Source organism: Klebsiella sp. P1927 (assembly GCF_018204675.1).
Taxonomy (GTDB): Bacteria; Pseudomonadota; Gammaproteobacteria; order Enterobacterales; family Enterobacteriaceae; genus Klebsiella; species Klebsiella pneumoniae.
On record NZ_CP073377.1, the window covers coordinates 573869 to 597627 of the forward strand.

Annotated in this window: 22 protein-coding genes; 12 read left to right on the top strand and 10 right to left on the bottom strand. The window is 56.6% G+C overall.

Annotated elements, in window-relative coordinates:
• The first annotated feature begins 11 nt into the window (after positions 1–11).
• The 3 genes from mrkC to mrkF are packed head-to-tail and all read left to right on the top strand — an operon-like array spanning position 12 to position 4133.
• A complete protein-coding gene (gene mrkC, locus KB892_RS03040; RefSeq protein WP_000813718.1) occupies positions 12–2498 on the top strand; it encodes a type 3 fimbria usher protein MrkC in 2487 nt (828 codons plus the stop codon).
• A complete protein-coding gene (mrkD, locus tag KB892_RS03045; protein WP_002916123.1) occupies positions 2489–3484 on the top strand; it encodes a type 3 fimbria adhesin subunit MrkD in 996 nt (331 codons plus the stop codon). Before mrkC ends, mrkD begins: the two co-directional genes overlap by 10 nt.
• A 13-nt stretch (positions 3485–3497) precedes the next feature.
• The gene (gene mrkF / locus KB892_RS03050) at positions 3498–4133 is read left to right on the top strand and encodes a type 3 fimbria minor subunit MrkF (RefSeq protein WP_002916122.1); all 636 of its coding nucleotides are present in this window, start codon (positions 3498–3500) and stop codon (positions 4131–4133) included.
• 34 nt (positions 4134–4167) lie between these two features.
• Here the strand turns inward: mrkF and mkrJ are convergent, their stop codons facing one another.
• The 6 genes from mkrJ to KB892_RS03080 all read right to left on the bottom strand — a co-directional run bounded on the left by mkrJ (position 4168) and on the right by KB892_RS03080 (position 9516).
• A complete protein-coding gene (mkrJ, locus tag KB892_RS03055; RefSeq protein WP_004144002.1) occupies positions 4168–4884 on the bottom strand; it encodes a cyclic-di-GMP phosphodiesterase MrkJ in 717 nt (238 codons plus the stop codon).
• Positions 4885–5027: 143 nt separating this feature from the next.
• Positions 5028–5600, bottom strand: a complete 573-nt coding sequence (gene mrkI / locus KB892_RS03060) for a transcriptional regulator MrkI (RefSeq protein WP_002916079.1) — start codon at positions 5598–5600, stop codon at positions 5028–5030.
• Positions 5601–5617: 17 nt separating this feature from the next.
• Positions 5618–6322 (bottom strand): transcriptional activator MrkH, encoded by a 705-nt coding sequence (gene mrkH / locus KB892_RS03065; RefSeq protein ID WP_004152886.1) that lies wholly within the window; start codon positions 6320–6322, stop codon positions 5618–5620.
• A 382-nt stretch (positions 6323–6704) separates the two neighbouring features.
• The gene (locus KB892_RS03070) at positions 6705–7583 is read right to left on the bottom strand and encodes an aldo/keto reductase family oxidoreductase (RefSeq protein ID WP_211778020.1); all 879 of its coding nucleotides are present in this window, start codon (positions 7581–7583) and stop codon (positions 6705–6707) included.
• Between the two features lie 118 nt (positions 7584–7701).
• Complete coding sequence (locus KB892_RS03075) at positions 7702–8931, bottom strand: amino acid permease (protein WP_002916058.1); 1230 nt, start codon at positions 8929–8931, stop codon at positions 7702–7704.
• A gap of 123 nt (positions 8932–9054) precedes the next feature.
• Positions 9055–9516, bottom strand: a complete 462-nt coding sequence (locus KB892_RS03080; protein ID WP_002916056.1) for a multidrug/biocide efflux PACE transporter — start codon at positions 9514–9516, stop codon at positions 9055–9057.
• Positions 9517–9618: 102 nt separating this feature from the next.
• On the opposite strand from KB892_RS03080, the gene KB892_RS03085 reads away from it, so the two are divergent.
• The 3 genes from KB892_RS03085 to ompK26 all read left to right on the top strand — a co-directional run bounded on the left by KB892_RS03085 (position 9619) and on the right by ompK26 (position 12729).
• On the top strand, positions 9619–10488 hold the full coding sequence (locus KB892_RS03085) for a LysR family transcriptional regulator (RefSeq protein WP_002916055.1): 870 nt from the start codon (positions 9619–9621) through the stop codon (positions 10486–10488).
• 118 nt (positions 10489–10606) lie between these two features.
• Positions 10607–11785, top strand: a complete 1179-nt coding sequence (locus KB892_RS03090) for an acetyl-CoA C-acetyltransferase (RefSeq protein ID WP_002916052.1) — start codon at positions 10607–10609, stop codon at positions 11783–11785.
• Between the two features lie 248 nt (positions 11786–12033).
• Positions 12034–12729, top strand: coding sequence for a KdgM family porin OmpK26 (gene ompK26, locus KB892_RS03095; RefSeq protein WP_002916050.1), 696 nt, complete (start codon positions 12034–12036; stop codon positions 12727–12729).
• Positions 12730–12864: 135 nt separating this feature from the next.
• On the opposite strand, the gene KB892_RS03100 is transcribed toward ompK26, so the two are convergent.
• Both KB892_RS03100 and KB892_RS31410 read right to left on the bottom strand, forming a co-directional pair.
• The gene (locus KB892_RS03100; protein WP_002916048.1) at positions 12865–14040 is read right to left on the bottom strand and encodes an oligogalacturonate lyase family protein; all 1176 of its coding nucleotides are present in this window, start codon (positions 14038–14040) and stop codon (positions 12865–12867) included.
• A 143-nt stretch (positions 14041–14183) separates the two neighbouring features.
• Positions 14184–14315, bottom strand: coding sequence for a hypothetical protein (locus KB892_RS31410; protein WP_004154563.1), 132 nt, complete (start codon positions 14313–14315; stop codon positions 14184–14186).
• 210 nt (positions 14316–14525) lie between these two features.
• Here KB892_RS31410 and kduD point away from each other — a divergent pair, with 210 nt between their 5' ends.
• Complete coding sequence (gene kduD, locus KB892_RS03105; RefSeq protein ID WP_002916003.1) at positions 14526–15287, top strand: 2-dehydro-3-deoxy-D-gluconate 5-dehydrogenase KduD; 762 nt, start codon at positions 14526–14528, stop codon at positions 15285–15287.
• Between the two features lie 295 nt (positions 15288–15582).
• A complete protein-coding gene (locus tag KB892_RS03110) occupies positions 15583–17004 on the top strand; it encodes an arabinose-proton symporter AraE (RefSeq protein WP_002916001.1) in 1422 nt (473 codons plus the stop codon).
• Here the strand turns inward: KB892_RS03110 and KB892_RS03115 are convergent.
• Positions 17001–17996 (bottom strand): LacI family DNA-binding transcriptional regulator, encoded by a 996-nt coding sequence (locus KB892_RS03115; protein WP_004149647.1) that lies wholly within the window; start codon positions 17994–17996, stop codon positions 17001–17003. The two genes, KB892_RS03110 and KB892_RS03115, sit on opposite strands and share 4 nt — an antisense overlap.
• A gap of 94 nt (positions 17997–18090) precedes the next feature.
• Between KB892_RS03115 and KB892_RS03120 the strand changes: the two genes are divergently transcribed.
• The 4 genes from KB892_RS03120 (at position 18091) to KB892_RS03135 (ending at position 22397) form a co-directional block, all read left to right on the top strand.
• Positions 18091–18225 carry a hypothetical protein gene (locus tag KB892_RS03120; RefSeq protein ID WP_004143987.1) on the top strand — a complete coding sequence of 45 codons (135 nt, stop codon included), beginning with the start codon at positions 18091–18093 and terminating at the stop codon, positions 18223–18225.
• A 12-nt stretch (positions 18226–18237) separates the two neighbouring features.
• Positions 18238–19479, top strand: a complete 1242-nt coding sequence (locus tag KB892_RS03125; RefSeq protein WP_002916000.1) for an MFS transporter — start codon at positions 18238–18240, stop codon at positions 19477–19479.
• A 19-nt stretch (positions 19480–19498) separates the two neighbouring features.
• Positions 19499–20932, top strand: coding sequence for a glycoside hydrolase family 32 protein (locus KB892_RS03130; protein WP_002915999.1), 1434 nt, complete (start codon positions 19499–19501; stop codon positions 20930–20932).
• A gap of 121 nt (positions 20933–21053) precedes the next feature.
• Positions 21054–22397, top strand: coding sequence for a carbohydrate porin (locus KB892_RS03135; RefSeq protein WP_004151959.1), 1344 nt, complete (start codon positions 21054–21056; stop codon positions 22395–22397).
• A 59-nt stretch (positions 22398–22456) separates the two neighbouring features.
• Here the strand turns inward: KB892_RS03135 and KB892_RS03140 are convergent, their stop codons facing one another.
• Entirely contained in the window at positions 22457–23743 is a 1287-nt protein-coding gene (locus KB892_RS03140; RefSeq protein WP_002915998.1) for an ABC transporter substrate-binding protein, read from the bottom strand.
• Positions 23744–23759 lie beyond the last annotated feature (16 nt).

The following is a 23759-nucleotide window of genomic DNA, read 5'->3' on the forward strand; positions in this document are numbered from 1 at the left end:
GGGAAAAGCTAATGAAGCAGAGGTCATTCTGCCCGGGAAGATTAAGCACCGCGATCGCCATCGCGCTGTGCTGCTTTCCGCCATTTTCCAGCGGACAGGAAAACCCGGGAACGGTATATCAGTTTAACGACGGCTTTATTGTCGGCAGTCGCGAAAAGGTCGATCTGTCGCGCTTTTCGACCAGCGCGATTACCGAAGGCACTTACTCCCTTGACGTCTACACCAACGACGAGTGGAAAGGGCGCTACGATTTACGCATCGCGCGCGATAAAGATGGTCGGCTGGGCGTCTGCTACACCAAAGCGATGCTGGCCCAATATGGCATCGCGGCGGAAAAGCTCAATCCGCAGCTGAGCGAGCAGGAGGGCTACTGCGGTAGCCTCAAATCCTGGCGCAACGAAGAAAACGTCAAAGACAACCTGGTCCAGTCCTCCCTGCGGTTGAACATTTCGGTACCGCAGATCTATGAAGATCAACGCCTGAAAAACTATGTCAGCCCGGAGTTCTGGGACAAAGGTATTACCGCGCTCAATCTTGGCTGGATGGCGAACGCCTGGAACAGCCATACCTCTTCGGTAGGCGGGTCGGATAACAGCAGCGCCTATCTGGGCGTCAACGCCGGACTGTCGTGGGACGGCTGGCTGCTGAAGCACATCGGCAACCTGAACTGGCAGCAGCAGCAGGGTAAAGCGCACTGGAACAGCAACCAGACCTATCTCCAGCGCCCTATCCCACAGCTCAACTCCATCGTCAGCGGCGGGCAGATTTTCACCAATGGTGAATTTTTCGACACCATCGGTCTGCGCGGGGTTAATCTTTCCACCGATGACAATATGTTCCCGGACGGCATGCGCTCGTATGCTCCGGAAATTCGCGGCGTGGCGCAGAGCAACGCCCTCGTCACCGTGCGCCAGGGCAGCAATATTATCTATCAGACCACCGTTCCGCCCGGACCGTTTACCCTGCAGGATGTCTATCCTTCCGGCTATGGCAGCGATCTTGAGGTCTCGGTGAAAGAAGCGGATGGCTCGGTAGAAGTGTTTAGCGTGCCTTACGCCTCCGTCGCCCAGCTGCTGCGCCCGGGCATGACCCGCTACGCGCTCTCCGCCGGTAAAGTGGACGACAGCGCGCTGCGCAACAAGCCGATGCTCTATCAGGCGACCTGGCAGCACGGGATCAACAACCTGTTGACCGGCTACACCGGGGTCACCGGTTTTGACGACTATCAGGCCTTCCTGGTGGGGACCGGGATGAACACCGGCATCGGCGCGCTCTCTTTTGACGTCACCCATTCGCGGTTGAAGAGCGATGCCCATGATGACTCGGGTCAGAGCTATCGCGCGACCTTTAACCGCATGTTTACCGATACCCAGACCAGCATCGTGTTGGCGGCGTATCGCTACTCGACGAAAGGTTATTACAACCTCAACGACGCGCTGTACGCCGTCGATCAGGAAAAAAATAGTCGCAGCAACTACACCCTGTGGCGGCAAAAAAACGGCATGACCTTCACGGTGAACCAGAACCTGCCGGACGGCTGGGGCGGGTTTTATCTCAGCGGCCGTATCTCCGATTACTGGAACCGCTCCGGGACCGAGAAGCAGTATCAGGTCAGCTACAACAATTCATTTGGTCGTCTCTCCTGGTCGGCGAGCGCGCAGCGCGTCTATACGCCAGACAGCTCCGGTCATCGTCGCGACGATCGTATTTCACTCAACTTCAGCTACCCGCTGTGGTTTGGCGATAACCGCACCGCCAACCTGACGTCGAACACCTCGTTCAATAACTCGCGCTTTGCCAGCTCGCAGATTGGTATCAACGGTTCGCTGGACAGTGAAAACAACCTTAACTACGGCGTGTCGACCACCACCGCCACCGGCGGTCAGCATGATGTGGCGCTCAACGGCAGCTACCGTACGCCATGGACCACCCTCAACGGCAGCTACAGCCAGGGCGAAGGCTATCGTCAGAGCGGCATTGGCGCCAGCGGGACGATGATCGCCCACAGCGGCGGCGTGGTGCTCTCACCGGAAAGCGGCTCGACGATGGCCCTGATTGAAGCCAAAGACGCGGCCGGGGCGATGCTTCCGGGATCGCCGGGCACCCGTGTGGACAGCAATGGTTACGCCATCCTGCCGTATCTGCGCCCGTACCGGATTAACGCCGTGGAAATCGACCCGAAAGGCAGCCATGACGACGTGGCCTTCGATCGCACCGTGGCGCAGGTTGTGCCGTGGGAAGGCAGCGTGGTTAAGGTCGCGTTCGGCACTAAGGTGCAGAACAACCTCACCCTGCAGGCGCGCCAGGCGAACCACGAGCCGTTGCCGTTTGCGGCAAGTATTTTCTCCCCCGACGGCAAGGAGATCGGCGTTGTCGGCCAGGGCAGCATGATGTTTATCAGCGATGCGAACGCCAAACGCGCGATTGTGAAGTGGAGCGGCGGGCAGTGTTCGGTGGATCTGGGACAGCAAACAACAAAGGATAGCGTATGTCGCTGAGGAAATTACTAACGCTTTTTATCGTCTTAATGGCGCTGGGAACCACCTCGTCCTGGGCCTCCTGTACGCGTCTCTCATCGCCAACGGTGATGCTGGACATGGTGGTGGGCAGGGTGGTGGTGCCCCCGGATCTGCCGGTGGGCTCGGTGATCCTTACCCGCGACTGGACGATGAGCGCTCCCGGCGGGGCAAGCTATCGCTGTACTTCCGGCACCAACCGCTTTGCGGCGAAGATCGTGTCGCCAGGGGCCACGGACCTTGGAAATAAAATCTACTCCACCAACGTGCCGGGAATCGGCATGCGTTTCAGCCGCGGCGGCGCAACGGTAAATATCGTCTATCCCGACGTCTTTTCGTCCCGGGTATATAACACCACCAACTATTCCCTCGAAGGGTCGCGCTTTACGCTGCAGATTATCAAAACCGCGGCAACCACCGGCAGCGGCACCCTGGCGGCGGGTAAGTACACCTCCTACGACTGGGAGAGCGGCGGTAACCCGATCCTCGAAACCTATCTGAGCGCCAACGCCATCACCGTGGTCTCGCCCTCCTGTTCGGTGCTGAGCGGGAAAAATATGAATGTCGATGTGGGTTCCATCCGGCGCACCGACCTGAAAGGGGTCGGCACCACCGCCGGCGGGAAGGATTTTAATATCGACCTGCAGTGCAGCGGCGGCCTGAGTGAAACGGGATATGCCAACATTAGCACCTCGTTCTCCGGTACCCTGGCCACCAGCACTACCGCTACCATGGGCGCCTTGCTGAATGAAAAAGCCGGCAGCGGGATGGCGAAAGGCATTGGCATCCAGGTGCTGAAGGATGGCTCCCCGCTGCAGTTTAATAAGAAATACACCGTCGGCCGCTTGAATAATCAGGAGACCCGCTACATCACCATACCGCTGCACGCGCGTTTTTATCAGTATGGCCCGACGACCAGCACCGGCGAGGTGGAGTCGCATATGATCTTTAACCTGACGTACGATTAATACGGGAGGGGGAATGAAGGGATTGCCGAAAAACACTATCGCGTGGCTGCTATTTTGCGGCAGCCTCGCCGCCCCCTCGGCGTGGGGTTTTGAGACCAATTACGATCGCGGACGGGTCGATTTTGCCGGGCGGGTGACGGATATTTCCTGTAGCGTCGCGCTAAACGGCGGCCAGCATGCCGGCAGCGGTAATGTCTGGCTGGCGCCGGTCAGCCTGGCGGAAGTCCACGATCGCGGGGCCGGGGCGTTTATGAAACCGCAGCCGTTTACCCTGGCACTGTCAAACTGCCAGCTGCGCCATGATGGTGGGGCAGCCTCGCAGGATGAGGTGCGTCGGGTCAGCGTGCGCTGGGTCGATGGTTTTTTACTGACGGCGGTCGGTAACGAAAACGCCGGGTATCTGGCCAATACCTTGCCGGATGGAGCGCAGAATATTTATCTGGCCCTATCGACTAACGATAATAATACTCTGGATAAGAGTAATAAAATTGTCCCGGCGGACCCGCAGCAAAATCAGGTGCGTTTGCAGGAAAGCGCGGTCAGCGGCGGCCTGTTCACCTATTACGTTGGCTATGTTTCGCCAACGCCGAAAAGCGCCACCAGCGGGCCGATTACCAGCTGGGCAACGTGGGAATTAGTTTATAATTAAGTGACGTTAAAAAGCCGGGAATTCCCGGCTTTTTTTACATGGCAATATCATCGGCGACCAGTTGTTCAATACTGACTTCCCGCCAGTAATGTCCCTGGATAGCAAACCACTCCATTCCCTGCAGCCATTCTTTATGGGCTTCGCTTTCGACACCTTCAATAATCACATTATGATGGTTGCGCGATAAAAAGGTCACCAGCGCATCCATCAGCTGGCGGCCGGACTCTTTGCGCATCAGGTGCCAGAAAAAATCCTTATCAATTTTCACATAGTCAAAGTGATAACCGCGAATAGCGTTAATTCCCGCGTAGCCGGAGCCGAAGTCGTCGAGCCACAGTGAGGTATCCTGTGGGCTCTGCCAGGCGGCAAGAGAATTATGCAGCAGATTCTCGGCGTTTTCGGTTACCTCGAAATGGACGCAGGTCAGGGCGGCGACTTTGGCTTTTATATCCTTCTGGCGCAACAGGTTCAGGATATGGTCATCAACGTTAATTGTTGCGGAAATATGGTTACGTAAAAACCAGGCTTTATGCTTTTCAATCAGTGCCAGTTGTTCGAGGAAAATACGTTCACGAACGGCGGCGGTAGCATGGCGGAAAAAATCTTCGGGGGAAATAGAAAGATTATCAAAGCGGCTTAAGCATTCCACCGCGACCAGAGTACCTTGTGGGGAAAACATTTTCTGAAAGACGTAGCGTACAGCGATATCATTACGAGATAAAATGTTGTCTTCGAATATTTTAGTGTTCATTATCCCTCTTCACGAGGTTAGTCAGACAATAGGCAGAGGATACATTAATTATAGGCTACCTGATGATTAATGGGAATGGCGGGAAATGTAAATCAACAGCGAATAAGTACGCTTTATCCGCTACTGATTTACCGGGAGAACATTTAGCATTGATGGAGAGCGGCAATACGCTGATTCATAGTGCGGGAGTTATCAATACCCAGTTTTTGCATGATATGGATGCGGTGGCTATGAACCGTTTTATGAGCAATGCCGAGCAGGGCGGCAATACGCTTATTATTATTGTTGGCAATGAGCAGTTCGAGGATCTGACACTCCCGTGGTGAAAGCTGTTTGCGCAATCCTCGCGGCGGCAGTTCGCTGACGCCTTTGGCGCGCTGGACGATAGATGAAAAAAGAGTTAGCGGAGATTTCTCACTAATAATCATAGCGTTGTCAAAGTTTATCAACTCTCTGCACAGCCCGACAATGTCGCTTTTCACCATTAGCACCGGCTGCTGGCAGCGCAGCAGGGAAAGGCGGAGCGCATTCAGCAGATCGACGATTCTGATGGCAGAAATATCCTTATTAATTAAATTGAAAATAATCGTCTGGGCCAGTGGCAGATGTTTCTCATGGATGACATCGGCATAACTCAGTCGGGTGGCATTTTCATGGCTATCAATAAGGTAGTGATAGATTGAGTGACCAATGAGATTGTCATTGGTGTACAGCAATATACTGTCCAAGGTTGTCAGATTCTCTTTTTGCGCTTGGCTTCTAAGATCAGGTCCAGCAGTATCTTCTCTATTCTGCGCTGGTCATCGAGATGGCGGAACTTAAACTGGCAGGATATCTGATAGTAGCTCTCACTCTCTTCATTAGCGTTATCCAGGGTGATAACAATGACATTTTTGACCACCAGGTCGATGGTGATCTCGCCATATTCTGCAAGCATCAGTACGGCGTTTTTCAGTAAGGCGTTGTGGCTGAGGAATTTAAGATTCGGCGTTTTGGTCATCAATGCGCAACCGCCATCTGAAATGTCTTTGATATCGAAAAGATAGTTTTCGCCGTTTTTATGGCGGCCGCGGCAATAAAAGTCATGCTCATGGCGTAAACGAAAGCGGGGATCGCGGCGACGCTGCACTACCTGCAGGCATTCAGGCAATGAAAAAGCGTAGCGGATACCTTTATCGACACCGCTATTGTCATGTTTTGTCAGGGCCGCATTAAACTCTATTTTCCCTGAATCGCTATGCAGGAGAAAGCGAATTTTATGCCCGGACGGGATTTTGCGATGGGTCTGAATATGAAACTCGGCAAAGTCCACGCGCGTCAGTTGGGTTATGATACTGGTGTTGTTAAAAAATATTTCAATTTCAGTACGTTTGCGCAACTCCTCTCTGAAAATAGCAATAATTTCATACTTACTGGTCTTTATCGTTCCCTCTGTCATATGCATCCCTTGTAAATAGTTGTCGTGAGGCGTTTGATTTTTCTTATAGCAATAGCAACATTCTGATTGGGTTAATCAGATGTTTTTATGAGCGTTTGATGTTATTGACTATCTTTGCAGCCAGATTGATATGTATAAACTTGGAATTTGATATTGTATTTCCTGTAATCAAGAGTTTCGAATTTTGGTCATGACAAAAACGACAACGGCCTCCAAGCTGGAGACCGGTCGAAGGATAAAAACTTAAGTTTAATTAACGGGGATAATGAGAGAACGATCGTCGATCACGCCCCATTTGTAGGATCTATAGTGCCAGTAGCGGTGAGGTTTTTCCAGGCAAATATTGAGGAGGGATAGGGTTCCCTCCATTTTGTCTGGCAGGTCAGCGGCGCGCGGCGGTGGCGATATTATCGAGGGTGCGCAGCGCTTCCGCGGGCAGGACCAGCTCGGCAGCGGCAATATTTTCCGCGAGGTGCGTGCGGGAGGAGGTGCCGGGGATCAGCAGAATATTTGGCGCTCGCTGGAGCAGCCAGGCGAGGGCGACCTGCATCGGCGTCGCCTCAAGCGAAGCCGAGACCTCGTTCAACTCCTGCGCCTGCAACGGCGTAAAACCGCCCAGCGGGAAAAAGGGCACCCAGGCGATGTGCTGGGCGGCCAGCGCATCCACCAGCGCGTCGTCGGCGCGATGGGCAACGTTATAAAGATTTTGCACGCAGACGATGGGCGTCATTTTCTGCGCATCCGCGACCTGCTTTGCCGTCACGTTGCTGAGGCCGATATGGCGGATTAATCCTCGCTCTTTCAGTTCCAGCAGGGTGGCGAGTGGCGCCTCCAGCGAACCCTCCACCGGGCCGTGCGGGCTCAGCATACTGCGCAGATTAACCACTTCCAGTACCTCAAGCCCCAGGTGACGCAAATTGTCTTCAACGGCCTGGGTCAGTTCGGCGGGCGACATGGCCGGTAGCCAGTTGCCTTTCTCGTCACGGCGGGCGCTGACCTTGGTGACAATGCACAGATCGTCAGGGTAGGGGTGGAGCGCTTTGCGGATCAACTGATTGGTGACATGTGGACCGTAGAAATCAGAGGTATCGATATGGTTTATCCCGGCCTCGACGGCGGCCTGTAGTACGCGCACCGCTTCTTCAGGATCTTTGGGCGGGCCGAAGACACCGGGGCCGGCCAGCTGCATCGCGCCGTAACCTAAGCGATAGACCTGGCGATCGCCGAGCGTGCCGCGACCGGATAAGGTGACACTGGACATAAGAACTCTCCTCACGGTGGCTAAGCCGTAAGTGTAATCCGCTCACAAGGAAGGCAAGGGGGAGAATATTGTCAGAATGTGCGACAGCAGCTCAGGCAGCCGCTGTCGCCAGAGGGGATTAGCCGAAGAACATCACCGACACGCAGAGCAGGCCAACCACCAGCGTAATGGCGTTACCCACCGAGCGGTACGGCTTCAGCGCCGGAATGAGCCATGTCGACAGCGTGGGCATAATAAACAGGATCATGGCGATAAGCGGTCCGCTGATAGCGTAGATCATTGAGATCGCATTCGGGTTGATAAAGCACACCGCAAAAGTGAAGGCGGAGACCAGCAGGATCGACATCGCGCGGTTGAAAGCGCGGCTCTTACGCACGCCCAGCAGGCCCAGCGAGCTTTTGACGATTTCGCTGGCGCCCTCAATCACTCCGAAGTAGGTTCCGAGAAACGACTTCGACATAGCGACGACGGCGACGATGATGCCGGTCACCGCCAGCCATCCCGGCGCGCCTGGCACCATCGACAGGGCGGAGAGGATAGTCACCCCCTGATCGCGGGCGGTCTCTATATAGGTTGCCGGGATCGCCAGCAGACAACTGAAGACAAAAAACAGCACGCTGGCGCAGATGATGGTGTAGGCCACCTTCATGATTTTTTTGCATTTACCCATGGCCAGGTCGCCGTGTTTCTCCTGCTGATCGATAGCAAAAGTCGAGATGATCGGCGTATGGCTAAAAGCGAAAACCATCACGGGAATAGAGATCCAGACCTGGTGGAGCGTCTGCGGGCTGAACTGCATCTGGCTGGTGAGATGCTCCGGATGCCAGTCGCGGATTAAATAGAGGGAGAGAAACAGGAAACAGGCGATAAGCGGGAAGACCAGAAAGCCCATCACCTTGATGGTGACCTGCCGTCCCATGAGAAAGATCAGGTTGAGGACCAGCACGACCCCCAGACTCAGCAGCGCACGCAGCCCTGGGGTCATCGGCGTGCGATGCGCCACCTGTTCGGCCAGCGAGTTGGTGATGGCCACGGCGTAGATGAGCACCACCACAAAGAAGGCAAGGAAATAGAGGCCGGTGATCAGGTTGCCAATTTTCTTACCATAGTAGTGATTAACTGCGCCGGTGATCCCGGTTCCCGGCGCGATATTGGCCGAGAGAATAAACTGGCTCAGCGCTTTGTGGGGCCAGTAAGTGAGCGGCCAGGCGACCAGCGCGGTGATGAACAGCACAATCGCGCCAGCCGAACCCAGCTGGATCGGTAGAAATAGCGTCCCAGCGCCTACTGCAGTGCCATATAAGGCAAAACTCCATAGAGTTTCTTCTTTAGACCAAATTTTAGACATTATGCGACTTTATCAACCGTCAAACCAAAAAAAAGGAGTGCAATTTACCATATTTATGGTTCGTCTGTTGCGATAGTTTTCGGTGATAAAGTCGCGGCGGATCGTCGAAGATCCGCGCCGGGATTAACCGCGCGCCGTCTGGCGCGGGCGGCGGTGACGAATAACGCGCTCGCGCAGGGTGTCCCATACCCAGTTAAAGGCCATGGTGTAGGGCAGGAAGAAAAGCATAAAACCGATCTCCAGCATAAACGCCTGCAGCAGCGAGACGCCCAGCACGATCGCCACCATGGTGACGCCAATGATGACGAATCCGGTTTCGAAACCGAGCGCGTGCAGGGCGCGTACTTTCAGCTGGCGGGGGAAGCGGGAGACCGGCCACAGGCGATCGAACGCCGCGTTATAGATAATGTTCCATACCATCGCCAGGGTGGCGAGCAGAATGCTCAGTCCGCCCATCTCCACTACCGAGCGCTGCATCAGCCAGGCGGCGGTAGGGGCGAGGATCAGCGTCGCCAGTCCTTCGAAGGTGATGGCGTGGATAACGCGTTCGGTGAGCGTCTTGCGCTGATGTGGGGTCTGTTGCATGGCGAGCTACCTCCAGTTTTAGCCTGAACAGGAAATTACCCGGCAGTTTATGGAAAAATATGATAAACAAAAGATAGGAACCATCGATATTGTAGATACATCATGCGTTATTCACCGGAAGCCTTAACCGCCTTTGTCGAGGCGGTCGACAGCGGATCGTTCTCCGCCGCCGCCCGCCGCCTGCGGAAAAGTCAGTCGACGATCAGTACCGCCATCGCCAATCTGGAGGCCGATCTCGGCGTAATCCTCTTTGACAGGGCAACGCGGCAACCGACGCTGACCCCGCAGGGGGAGCAGGTGCTGAGCTATGTCAAAGCGATTCTTGCCGCCAGCGAGCGGCTGGACGAACTGGCTGTGTCGCTGTCCGGCGAGACGGAGCCGCGGCTGACCTTCGTGCTCTCCGATACTCTGCACCCGGACGTGCTGGAAGATCTGCTGGTGCAGTTTGACCGCCGCTTTCCTCATACCGAGTTTGAGTGTTTGATTGGCGAAGACGAGGATGTGATCGATCTCCTGCAAAAATCCCGCGCCCAGGTGGGGCTGATTGAGGCGAGGGAGCGCTACCCCACCGATATCGGCAGCACCCGCCTGCCGCTGCAGACGGCGATGGGCATTTATGTAGCCCCTGGCCATCCGCTGGCGGCGCAGGGTAAGGTCGCCTGGGATGAGCTGCGCAGCTGGCGCGAGCTGCGTTTGAGCACCTTTCTGGCCAGCGCCACCGAACCTGCCGCAGGCCAGGTCTGGTCGGCGCCAAACTACCTGCTGCTGCTCAGCATGGCGGCGCAGGGGTTCGGCTGGTGCATTCTGCCCAGCGCGCTGGTGGCGGAGTTTGCGCCGCAGGGCGGGCTGGTGGCGCTCGATATCCCCGGCTGGCCGCGGGCAATTTCAGTCGATCTGCTGTGGAATAAGAAAGCGCCGCCGGGAGCGGCCGGCAGCTGGCTGCGTCAGCATCTGCAGCGGCGTGAACGTTAACGAATAGCTATTTCTTTGTGATTGGCTTCACTTTTTTTAAACAATTACAAAGTTTTTTGATAACAATTATCTAGTATATCGCTGTTTCTTTGCGCAAATGCATGGGCAGGGGTAGAGGATGAAGGATGTCGTGATCGTCGGCGCGCTGCGAACGCCGATTGGCTGCTTTCAGGGCGCATTATCGCGCCATTCAGCCGTCGAGCTGGGGAGCGTGGTGGTGAAGGCGCTGGTGGAGAAAACGGGAATCGATCCGCACAGCGTGGATGAGGTGATCCTCGGCCAGGTGCTGACCGCGGGGACCGGACAAAATCCGGCGCGTCAGTCCGCTATTCGCGGTGGGCTGCCTAACACCGTATCGGCTATCACCATTAACGATGTCTGCGGTTCCGGCCTGAAGGCTCTGCACCTCGCTACCCAGGCGATCCAGTGCGGGGAAGCGGACGTGGTGATCGCTGGCGGCCAGGAGAATATGAGCCGCGCTCCGCATGTGCTTACCGACAGCCGCACCGGCGCCCAGCTGGGCAACAGCCAGCTGATTGACAGTCTGGTGCATGATGGGCTGTGGGATGCTTTCAACGATTATCATATGGGCGTCACGGCGGAAAACCTGGCCCGGGAATTTGGCATCAGTCGCGAGCTGCAGGACGCCTGGGCGCTCAGCTCACAGCATAAGGCGCGCAAGGCGATTGATTCCGGTCGCTTTCGCGATGAGATCGTCCCGGTTGTCACCGAGCATAACGGCGCGGCGCGCACCGTGGATACCGATGAACAACCGCGGGTGGATGCCAGCGCGGAAGGGCTGGCCAGCCTGCAGCCCACCTTCGATCGCCTTGGATCGGTAACCGCCGGCAACGCCTCAAGCATCAATGACGGCGCGGCGGCGGTAATGATGATGAGCGAGGCTAAAGCGCTGGAGCTGGGGCTGCCGATCCTTGCGCGGATCCGCGCCTTCGCCAGCGTCGGCGTCGATCCGGCGCTGATGGGCATTGCCCCGGTGCATGCCACCCGTCGCTGTCTGGAGCGGGCCGGCTGGCGGCTGGACGACGTCGATCTGATCGAAGCCAATGAGGCCTTTGCCGCTCAGGCGATCTCGGTTGGCCGGGTACTGGAGTGGGATGAGCGCCGGGTCAACGTCAACGGCGGCGCGATCGCCCTCGGCCACCCCATCGGCGCCTCCGGCTGCCGGATTCTGGTGTCGCTGGTGCATGAAATGATCAAGCGCGATGCCCGCAAAGGTCTGGCGACGCTGTGCATTGGCGGCGGTCAGGGCGTGGCGCTGGCGGTAGAACGCGCATAGCGCTATACCTCGATTTCCATGGCCTCCTGCGGGAGGCCTTTTTTATGCGCCGTGCTTTGCCGAACCCTTATTTTTCCCCTCCCTCTTTCACTCTCCCCGGCGAAATTATTGAGCTTCGTCACGTCTTGTTGTGCCACCTTTTTTGAAACAAATAACTACGATCCTGGTCACTAAAACTATGGTGTCTAAAAAATAAAATGATGTTTCATAAAAACGAAATGTCATTTTATTTATTGTAAGGGTACCCTATGTTAAAACGATCTCTGGTTCTCGCCGCCCTCTGCGGTATGTCTTTTGCGGCAACCGCGGTAACGATAGATTTACGTCATGAATTTATTGATGGCGGAAAGAGTGATAAAAGTAATGCTGACCGCGTCTCCGTTTCTCACCGCTTTGCCAACGGCTTAGGCTTTACCGTCGAGGCCAAATGGCGTTCGGGTGGCGACAACGGTTCGCAACCCTATTCGGACGTGGTGGGCAATGGTCATGAAGACACCATCAGCTGGCGCTGGAAAGCAACGTCGAACTTTTTCCTCACCCCCGGGTTTACCATTGAGAGCAACGACAGCCGCTCCATCTACAAGCCGCACCTGCACGCGCAGTACAGCTTCGACAACGGCTTCTATGTCGCCGCTCGCTATCGCTATGAATACACCCGCTATCCGAACAACGCCGGCAAAGATGATGACAAAGTTAACCGCGGCGACGCGTGGGCCGGATTTGTCCTCGGCGACTGGCGTACAGAGCTGAACTATGTCTATGCCCGCAGCTCGGAAGGGGTCAGCCGCAACGACAATAAACCCTACTCGCAGGAATATAACGTGAAGGTGGCCTATAAGCTGGATAATAACTGGTCGCCGTATGGCGAAATTGGCAACGTCGGGGTCAATGACCGCAGCGATCGCCAGACCCGCTTCCGCGTTGGGGTGGCTTACTCGTTCTGACCGACCATTCATCCCTCATCGTTTGTTTTCCCCGGCGCCGTCAGCCGGGGTTTTTTTATGGGGGAAAGAGAAGGGACAAAAAAAGCCCTCCATGAAGGAGGGCAAGGCCAGTTACAGAAAGAAGTGTGGCGTGGATCAGGCGCTCAGCATTGACGGGTGCGCGGGTAATTTCGCGATATAGATGGCCGGTTTACCGTCTTTATCGGAGCTGAACAGAATGGCGCTATCGTCCGGGGTAAATGAGGGGTGCGGGTGCGTTACCTGGCGGCTGTTGGCCACCGTCGCCCACGAGGTATCATGGCGCGCGACGCGGAAGTAGCGCTTTTCCGCCACGTTAAAGACATACAGCCAGGGATCGTTATCAATGGAGTAGCCGCCGGTATCCTTGACATCCACCGGTGTACCTGAGCCATCGCCTACCAGCAGCGTGCCATCGAAATTGCTCATCAGATGCGAGCAGGCCGGCATCGTCATCAGGGCCTCGTTGACGCCGCTTTCGGGATCAAAGCGATAGATCGTCCGTCCCTGCTGGCCTTTCAGATAGGAGACGTAGATCAGCGCCGAACCGTCCGGCACCCAAAATTCATGAGTACAGCTTTCGCCTGGAGCATGCGCTTTGACTTTGCGAACATGGCTGCCATCCTCGTTGACCAGCCACATGCGGGCGTCCACCAGATCGTGCGGCCCTTCATGGCAGAAGGCGACGGTATGGTCGTCGAAGGGACGATAGATCGGGTGTCCCAGCCAGATTTTTTCCTCATGGATCACCTGGCTCTCACCGCTGCGCAGGTCGACGCGCAGCAGGCGGCAGTGCGGTCCTTTATGGAAGAAATCATGGAAAATCTGCCAGTCGTTGAGTGGCGTCCAGTCGCTTTTGGCAATCTCAATGCCCACCAGTTTGCTGCAATCGCTGTTTGCCACCCAGGTGCCATACCCTACCCAGTCATCGCTAACGCGATAAACTTCGCGCTCGGCGAGGGTGGTCAGGTTGACTTCCAGCAGGATACGGTCATTTTTCACGTAATAAAGCGACTTATCGTCCGGGGAGAGGAAGCCGCCGAAGGTGTTATCCCCGGCGCCTTCGGTTAGCTGGACGGCCTCGGCGCTGGCGATATTCAGCAGATAGTAGTTCCAGTGGCCGTCAAACTCGCCGGCGAACAGTAAATGGCTGCCATCGTTAAAAAAGCACTTCTGATAGAAGTAGTTGCGATGACAGGTGACCTCCGGGGGGGTTAAGCGGGTGACTTCCGCCCCGGTATCCGGATCGTGGCTGACGTGATAATTCAGTTTGACCCGCATGCCTTTAGCCATGTAGTGCTCCTTTCTTTCCTGCGATGCCGCTGGACCAGAGGCGTGTCGCTGAGTGATATGTTTTAAAAGACGGGTATTAATTTATCAAAACATTGTTTCATTATTTGTGATGGCTCACGCAGTTCAGCGTAATTCCCGCGTTTTCAGCGGGCTGCTGGCTTCGCTTCGGCACCTCTGCAGACAATCGGTTGAATCTTCATCTTTTCAAAACCTTTTCCGGCCTGGCGCGTGCCGGGAGGCTCCTTCGCTTTTTCTTTTTTTGTAATCATCATCATAAAAAATGAAACATCGTTTTAAATAATATTGAAAATGGCTGGGGGCGGGGCTAAGATGGCACCCATCAGCAAAACGGAACTCTGTTTTATTTTCATTATGGTGGGCTATGCCCGAGAGTTCGCCCCACGCTCAGTCGCGCCGCCGGCGCGGACCGGGCCGAGAGAACCTTGCCTGCAAACAGCAGGCTCTGAACGACTAAGGAACATAATATGATTCTTGATGCATTCTCCCTGCAGGGAAAAGTGGCCGTCGTGAGCGGATGCGATACCGGTTTAGGTCAGGGGATGGCCCTCGGGCTGGCGGAAGCGGGCTGCGATATTGTCGGTATCAATATCGTCGAACCGGTGGAGACTATCGAGCGAGTAACCGCGCTGGGACGCCGTTTTCTTAGCCTGACCGCCGACCTGCGCCAGATCGACGGTATTCCTCAGCTTCTGGAGCGGGCGGTGGCGGAGTTCGGCCATATTGATATTCTGGTCAACAATGCCGGCCTGATTCGCCGCGAGGACGCGCTGGCGTTCAGCGAAAAAGACTGGGACGACGTGATGAACCTCAACATCAAGAGCGTATTTTTTATGTCCCAGGCGGCGGCGAAACACTTTATCGCCCAGGGCAGCGGCGGGAAGATCATTAACATCGCCTCCATGCTGTCGTTCCAGGGGGGGATCCGCGTGCCGTCGTATACCGCATCCAAAAGCGCGGTGATGGGCGTCACCCGCCTGCTGGCCAACGAGTGGGCCAAACACAACATCAACGTCAACGCCATCGCCCCGGGGTATATGGCGACCAACAACACCCAGCAGCTGCGCGCCGACGAGCAGCGTAGCAGCGAAATCCTCGATCGCATTCCCGCCGGGCGCTGGGGGCTACCGGCCGATCTGATGGGGCCAGTCGTGTTCCTTGCCTCCTCAGCCTCCGATTACATCAATGGCTACACGGTGGCGGTGGACGGCGGCTGGCTGGCGCGCTAACCGTCCGCGATGGCCGGGGTCTGTGGTATCGCTCCGGCCTTCTGAGCAATTATTGTCCATACGCAAAAGTGCGGATCGTCCATACTCCTGAACACGGGTATAATGTTACCGCTCTGTATAAACAGGGTTATTAACTATTGGAAACGCATTTTTTGTTACTTTGAAAGTTTAATGTCCATCACAAAACCCATCCTGCCAGCAATATAGTCCATATCTTTGGCTTATCCTGCCTGACCCATTCATCCACCAGTCACGTACTTTCGTCTTATGTCTTACTCTGTGTGGCAGGAAAAAAATGACTTCAATCAGTAACGACTCTACATTATCGCCGCGGACGCAACGTGATACCCGGCGGATGAACTGGTTTGTTTCCATCGCCGCGGCGGTGGCGGGCTTGCTCTTTGGCCTGGATATCGGCGTGATATCCGGAGCGTTGCCCTTTATAACCGACCATTTCACCTTATCCAGCCAGCTTCAGGAGTGGGTGGTTAGCAGCATGATGTTGGGGGCGGCGATAGGCGCGCTGTTTAACGGCTGGCTGTCGTTCCGCCTTGGTCGTAAATACAGCCTGATGGCGGGGGCCGTACTCTTTGTGGCCGGCTCTATCGGATCCGCTTTTGCCGCCAGCGTGGAGGTGCTGCTGGTGGCCCGCGTGGTGTTGGGCGTGGCAGTCGGGATTGCCTCTTATACCGCGCCGCTGTACCTCTCCGAGATGGCCAGCGAGAACGTGCGCGGGAAAATGATCAGTATGTATCAGCTGATGGTCACCCTTGGCATTGTGCTGGCGTTTCTTTCCGATACCGCCTTTAGCTACAGCGGTAACTGGCGCGCCATGCTGGGCGTGCTGGCGCTGCCGGCGGTGATCCTGATCATTCTGGTCGTCTTTTTGCCGAACAGCCCGCGCTGGCTGGCGGAGAAGGGACGCCATATCGAAGCGGAAGAAGTGCTGCGGATGCTGCGCGATACCTCGGAAAAGGCGCGCGACGAGCTTAACGAGATCCGTGAGAGCCTCAAGCTGAAGCAGGGCGGTTGGGCGTTGTTTAAGGTCAATCGTAACGTGCGCCGGGCGGTGTTCCTGGGCATGCTGCTGCAGGCGATGCAGCAATTCACCGGCATGAACATCATCATGTACTATGCGCCGCGTATCTTTAAAATGGCGGGCTTTACCACTACTGAACAGCAGATGATCGCCACCCTGGTGGTGGGCCTGACCTTTATGTTTGCCACCTTTATTGCGGTGTTCACAGTGGATAAAGCGGGCCGCAAGCCAGCGCTGAAAATCGGCTTTAGCGTGATGGCGCTGGGCACTCTGGTGCTGGGCTACTGCCTGATGCAGTTCGACAATGGCACCGCATCCAGCGGCCTCTCCTGGCTCTCCGTCGGCATGACCATGATGTGTATTGCCGGGTATGCGATGAGCGCGGCGCCGGTAGTGTGGATCCTCTGCTCCGAGATCCAGCCGCTAAAATGCCGCGACTTCGGTATCACCTGCTCGACCACCACCAACTGGGTGTCGAACATGATCATCGGCGCCACTTTCCTGACGCTGCTTGACGCGATTGGCGCCGCCGGCACCTTCTGGCTCTACACGGCGCTCAACGTGGCCTTTATCGGCATCACCTTCTGGCTGATCCCGGAAACCAAGAATGTCACCCTCGAGCACATTGAGCGCAACCTGATGGCGGGCGAGAAGCTGCGCAACATCGGTAATCGTTAATGTGAGGCGCGCGGCAACCACGGGCTGGCGACTTTGCGCGTCTCCCGATGGTTGTCGCCGTGAATGATATGCAGGGCGCTCAGGCGCCCGATGTCATAATGCGGCAGTTGCACTGTGGAGAGCGGCGGTAGAAACAGATCGCCAATGCCCACCATGTTGTCGTATCCCACTACCGCCACGTCCTGTGGAATGCGTAACCCCTGGCCCAGCAGCGTCTGATAGACCATAAACGCGATGCGATCGTTGCCGCAGATCACTGAGTCAAAGCCAGGTTTACCCTCGCGGATATGCGCCAGCACCACCGCCGGGATATCGTGGTAATGCTCATCGCCCTGGCCCATATACGAATGGCTCAGATGGTCCGGTTCGATACCGGCCTCCCGGCAGGCGCGCTCCAGCCCCCGGCGGCGGCGGATCGTCGCCGGCTGGCTGGCGGGTAAGTGCAGGCACAGCGGACGACGATAGCCAGCGGCAAGCAGGGCTTTCACCGCATCGTACTGCCCCTGTTCATCGTCCGGGATATAGCTGGCCACCGGCTGGCTGAGGCTTTCGCAGTTGGCCAGCACGCAGGGCAGAGTCAGCAGTTTTTCCGGCAGCGGTACCTGGCGCAGGCCCATGGTGGTAAAGATAATGCCGTCCGGACGATGGGAGAGGAGCAGGTCGACCACCGCTTCCGGACGATCGTCAGAAAACATATTGACCACAAAGCTGTTCCAGCCGTGGGCGCGGGCCGTCTCTTCGATCGATAAGGTGATCTCCACCGAAAAGGGCGTGGTCACGGTATCCAGCGCCAGCACGCCGATGGTGCTGGGGGTGGCGCGCGCCCCGCGGATCTTCTTCGCCGACAGGTCGGGGACGTAGTTGGTTTCGGCGATGGCGGCCTGCACGCGGGCCAGTGTCTCAGGCTTCAGCCGCTCCGGGGTGTTCAGCGCCCGTGAGACGGTCATCAGAGATACATTCGCCAGTTTTGCTACATCTTTCAGGGACGCCATTTTTTCCTCCGCCATTGCCGCAGAGTACAGGCTATACAACTAAGTCGCTGATGTAAAAGAGTGAAACGATTTTCTGCTATCGCCGTCGTGAGCTATGTTGCGGTTGATTTTTGATCGCGATCGCATCTTCATTATGTTAACGTTAACTTTTGTGATTAACATCATATATCGCAGCGAATCCACCTGCGTTTTGTTTTTTGTTAACGTTACCATAATTGCATTCCTCTAACACGAGAATGTCATGATGAAAGCGCCTCACTCACACAGCTACCCGTTGCTCAGTGCCTTACTGTTTTTCTTTTTCGTGACCTGGTCGTCATCCGGCTCCTTGCTCTCTATCTGGCTTCACCAGGAGGTTGGGCTGAAGGCAGGCGATACCGGTATTATCTATGCCGTACTGTCGGTTTCCGCGCTGTTTGCGCAAGTTTGCTATGGATTTATCCAGGACAAGCTGGGGCTGCGCAAACATCTGCTCTGGTATATCACCGCGCTGCTGATCCTCTCTGGTCCGGCGTATCTGCTGTTCGGCCACCTGCTGAAAATCAACGTCCTGTTGGGCAGCATTTTTGGCGGGATCTATATCGGTTTGACCTTTAACGGCGGCATCGGCGTGCTGGAATCTTACACCGAGAGGGTGGCGCGTCAGAGCCAGTTTGAATTCGGCAGGGCGCGGATGTGGGGCTCGCTGGGCTGGGCGGTGGCCACCTTCTTCGCCGGCCTGCTGTTTAACATCAATCCGCAGCTAAACTTCCTCGTCGCCAGCTGTTCCGGGCTGGTGTTCTTTATCCTGTTGGCGCGGCTGCGGGTCTCCTCGGCGCCGCATGCGATGCAGGAGGCGGTATCGGGCGGTAAGGTGACCCTCGAAGATGCGCTGCGCCTGCTGACGCTGCCGCGCTTTTGGGCGCTGGTCTTCTTCGTCATCGGCACCTGCATTTACGGCGTCTATGACCAGCAGTTCCCGGTCTATTTCTCATCGCAGTTCGCGACCCTGCAGGAAGGCAATGAGATGTATGGCTACCTCAACTCCTTCCAGGTGTTCCTCGAGGCGGCCGGCATGTTCTGCGCGCCGTGGCTGGTGAACCGCATCGGCGCCAAAAACGGTCTGATTTTCGCCGGCATGGTGATGGCGATGCGCATGGTGGCCTCCGGTCTGGTGGAGGGGCCGCTGCTGATCTCCATCACCAAACTGCTGCACGCGGTGGAGTTGCCGATACTGCTGGTGGCTATCTTTAAGTACAACAGCCTCAACTTCGATAAACGTCTCTCCTCCACCCTCTATCTGGTGGGCTTCGCCTGCACCAGCTCGATTATCGCCAGCGTATTGTCGCCGCTGGCGGGCTACAGCTATGAAAAATATGGCTTCGCCCAGTCCTACCTGATCATGGGCCTGCTGGTGTTCTGCACCACCTTTATTTCCATCTTCTTGTTGCGCTCCGGCAAATCCTCCGCCGATCCGCTGGTGTCGCAACCTACCGCTATCTGAATCAAAAAGAGTGAAAATGATGACTTACACAATCTCCCGGGCTGAACAGGTACTCCAGACACAACGCCAGGCGCTTAATCTGCGCTGGTATCCGCACTATCACCTGGCGGCCCGCGCCGGGTGGATCAACGACCCAAACGGTCTGGTGTGGTTTGACGGCTGGTACCATGCCTTTTATCAACATCACCCGTACTCCACCCAGTGGGGACCGATGCACTGGGGGCACGCGCGCAGTAAGGATCTGGTGCACTGGGAGCATTTGCCGGTAGCCCTGGCGCCGGAGGGCCCGGAGGATAAAGACGGCTGCTTTTCCGGCTCGGCGGTGGTCGATGGCGATACCCTGGCGCTGATTTACACCGGGCATAAGTTCCACGGCGATCCTGGCGACGAAGCCAATCTGTATCAGGTGCAGTGTCTGGCCACCAGCCGCGACGGGATCCACTTTGAGCGCCAGGGGATGGTGGTCGACACCCCGCCGGGTATGCACCACTTCCGTGACCCGAAGGTCTGGCGTGAAGGAGACTGCTGGTACATGATCGTCGGCGCGCGCGAAGGCGATACCGGCCAGGTGCGGCTGTACCGTTCAGCCGATCTGCGCCAGTGGCAGGACGCGGGGGTGCTGGATGAAGCGGAAAGCACCATGGGCTATATGTGGGAGTGCCCGGACTTCTTCACCCTCAACGGCAAACGCGTTCTGATGTTTTCCCCACAGGGGATGCAGGCCGCGGGGTTCAGCAACCGCAATCTGTTCCAGAGCGGCTATCTGATCGGCGAGTGGCAGCCAGGCCAGCGTTTTATTCGCCATGGCGAATTCCGGGAGATGGATAACGGCCACGATTTCTATGCCCCGCAAAGCTTCTCCACCCCCGATGGCCGGCGGATCGTGATTGGCTGGCTGGATATGTGGGAATCGCCGCTGCCGGAGCAGCAGGACGGCTGGGCGGGCATGCTCTCCCTGCCGCGCGAGCTGAGCCTGAGCGCGGATGACCGCCTGCAGATGCGCCCGGCGAAAGAAGTGGAGAGCCTGCGCGGCGCCTGGTTCCCGTGGCCGGTCAGCACCCTGAACAACCAGCAGACGACGATGGTCGACAACTGCGAGGCGATGGAGGTGAATCTGCGCTGGGACTGCGCCCGCAGCAGCGCCGAGCAGTATGGTCTGCGCTTTGGCGATGGCCTGCGCATCTACATGGATGCCCAACAGCAGCGTCTGGTGCTGGAACGGCATTATCCGCAGTATGGCCTGTGCGGGACGCGCAGCGTGCCGTTGACCGCCGGGGCGGATCTCAACCTGCGAATATTTTTCGATAGCTCTTCGGTGGAGGTTTTTGTCAATGACGGCGAAGCCTGCCTGAGCAGCCGTATCTATCCGCAGGCTCCCCGCCGTGAATTAGCGTTATTTGCCTGGAGCGGCGCGGCGGCATTAACCGAAGCCGGCGCCTGGCAGCTCGAATAATAATAAGGCTGTTGTCGTTAATAACCCGTCTTTGACGATGGGCGGGTTATTATTGCCTGCATCGTCGTGCGTTACCCATTAATAAAAAATTCAGTTCATTCCATAATAAAAGGGTTTACCGATGAATAAAATCTGGGTCGGGTGTTTTCTGACGTCTCTGTATCTGCCATCCGTTATGGCGCAGGCGCCGTTATCGCTGGAGGAGCGACTGGCGCAAATGGAGCAGCGGCTAAAGGCGACGGAGGCGCGCGCCGCCAGCGCAGAGGCGGAAATTAAGACGCTGAAAGGCCAGCAGCAGGCCGCGACGGTCGCCCGCGCGGCGCCTGCTTCGCCGCGTTTGCAGCTAAATGACAATGGCGAATTAAAATTTTATGGCGACGTCGAATTTAACCTCGATGGCGCCAGTCGCACCGGCAGCCTGACGTCGGTCAAAACCAGCGCGAATAAAAGCTGGGCGCCCGGCGATAAAGAGCGCTGGGATATTAACGGTCGTATTCTGCTGGGTTTCGATGGCAGACGGAATGGCGCCGACGGGCAATATGCCGGATTCAGCGTGCAGCCTCTGGCGGATATGGATGGCAAAATGAATCTTGATGATGCGGTATTTTTCTTCGGCCAGCAGGATGACTGGAAAATAAAAATAGGCCGCTTTGAAGCCTGGGATATGTTCCCGCTGAATCAGGATACCTTTATTGAATATTCAGGTAATACCGCCAACGATCTCTATTCCGATGGCTATGGCTATATTTACATGATGAAAGAGGGGCGCGGGCGCAGCAGCAGCGGCGGTAACCTTCTGTTTAGCAAAACGGTGGATAACTGGTATTTCGAAGTTAACACCCTGGTGGAGGACGGCAGTTCGCTGTTTGTCGATCAGAACTATCATGGTAACGCGCTGGAAAACCGCAAAAATGTGGTGTACGTGCGGCCGGTGGCGGCATGGCAGTCCGGCGTCTGGTCGGCGGCCGCGGCGATAGAGAGCAATCTCGTCAACAATGCTTACGGCTATCAGAGCCAGAGCGGACGCTGGGTCGACCAGTCAAACCGCACCGGCTACGGGCTGACCATGAGCTGGAACACCCTGAAAAGCGATCCGCAGGATGGGGCGGTGGTCAATCTGAGTACCGCCCTGCTGGACGCGGCGGACGAAACCGACTTCAGCGCCGGGATCAACGCCCTTTGGCATCGCGTGGAGCTGGGCTATATCTATGCGCACAATAAAATCGACCAGTTCAATATGGCCGGGGTGACCAGCGAATGCGATGGCGATTGCGCTATCCTGGCGCCGGGGCGCTATGACATCCATACCTTGCACACCTCCTGGCAGTTGCCGAATATCATGGCGATGCCGAACTTCAATATTTACCTTGGCGCCTATGCCTCGTGGCTCGATTCCACGGCAGCGAAGAGCGGGAATCCCGATGAACGCTACGGCGCCCGGGTGCGCTTTAAATATTTCTTCTGACAGGGCCGTCTGGCAGACCCTCCCGCGGCGTGCGCCGCGGGAGAGTTCAGACGGGCAGGTTAGCGCATCGCGCGGCGCAGAATGCGGTCGGTCTGGCGCTGGAAGTCCTCGGCCGCTTCTTCCACCGACTTTTTACCGTAGTCGATGTACTGCAGGGTGGTGCCGAACTGGGCGACGATCTGCGGATCGTCGAAGTACGGGGAGACCGGCAGAGCGGTGGGCAGGGATTGCGCCAGCTTCAGGCCGGACACCGCCGGATCGTCGGCTTTGATTACCCCATCCTCGGTCAGGTAGGTGACCGCCGCTTTACTCAGCGGCACGCCGCGCTCCAGTCCAAGAATATCCACCCCTTCTTTGCTGTTCAGCAGGAAGTTAATCACTTTCGCCGCCGCCTGCGGGTTTTTCGTCGATTTGCCAATCGATAACATTTGCGCGGGCTTGAAGAACAGTCCGGCATCGGTGGCGCCCGGCAGCATCGGGTATTCCCCCAGCACCAGCTTCGCCGGCGGCTTCAGGTTATCGGAATATTTGTTGATGGTGGAGTTCCACATGTAGGTCCCGCCCCATTCGCCCTGGATCCACGGCTTCATTTCGTACATGTTGCTCTTGCCGAAGGAGGCATAGTAGCGGGTGTCCGGCATCACATGGCTGTCGATAAGCTTCTTATACATACCGAAGAAATCCGCCCACTGCGCTTTGCTGTAGGAGAATTTTCGCCCTTTCTCATCGATGGCCGGCTGATTGTATTTTTGCACCATATAAGAGTTGAGCAGGGCCAGCACGTCCTGGTGTTCGAGCACCACCGGGTAGTACTGTTTCCCGAGCTTGCTTTCGAAAGTTTTTCCCGCCGCCATGAGTTCATCCCAGGTTTTCGGGAAGGGGATGCCCGCCTTTTTCCATGCTTCGTCGTTAAAGTAGAAGACGCGGGCGGTGACGGAAATTGGAATACCGTTAAGCTTGCCGTTGACCGTGGTGGACTGCAGTTCTTTGGCGTCGAACTGGCTGAGGTCGATCTCGTCTTTCAGGGTATTCAGATCGTAAAAGCCATCGCCATTTTTCGAAAAGATCGGCAGCCAGTTCCAGTTGGTCTGCATCACGTCAGGCTCGGTACCGCCGGCAATCTGGGTGGTCAGGCGTGAAAGATGGCCGTCCCAGCCGGTGTATTCTGCTTTGACGTTGATGTCTGGGTTTTGTTTGTGGAATTCCTCCAGCGCCTTGAGGGTGACCTGATGGCGGCCGTTGCCCCCCCACCAGGACATACGCAGGTCGACATCCTGCGCTAGCGAAGAGAAGGCGCTAAGGCCCAGGGTGGCGGAGAGGGTGGCGCTTATCAGCACGTTTTTCATTGTTATGCTCCAGGGT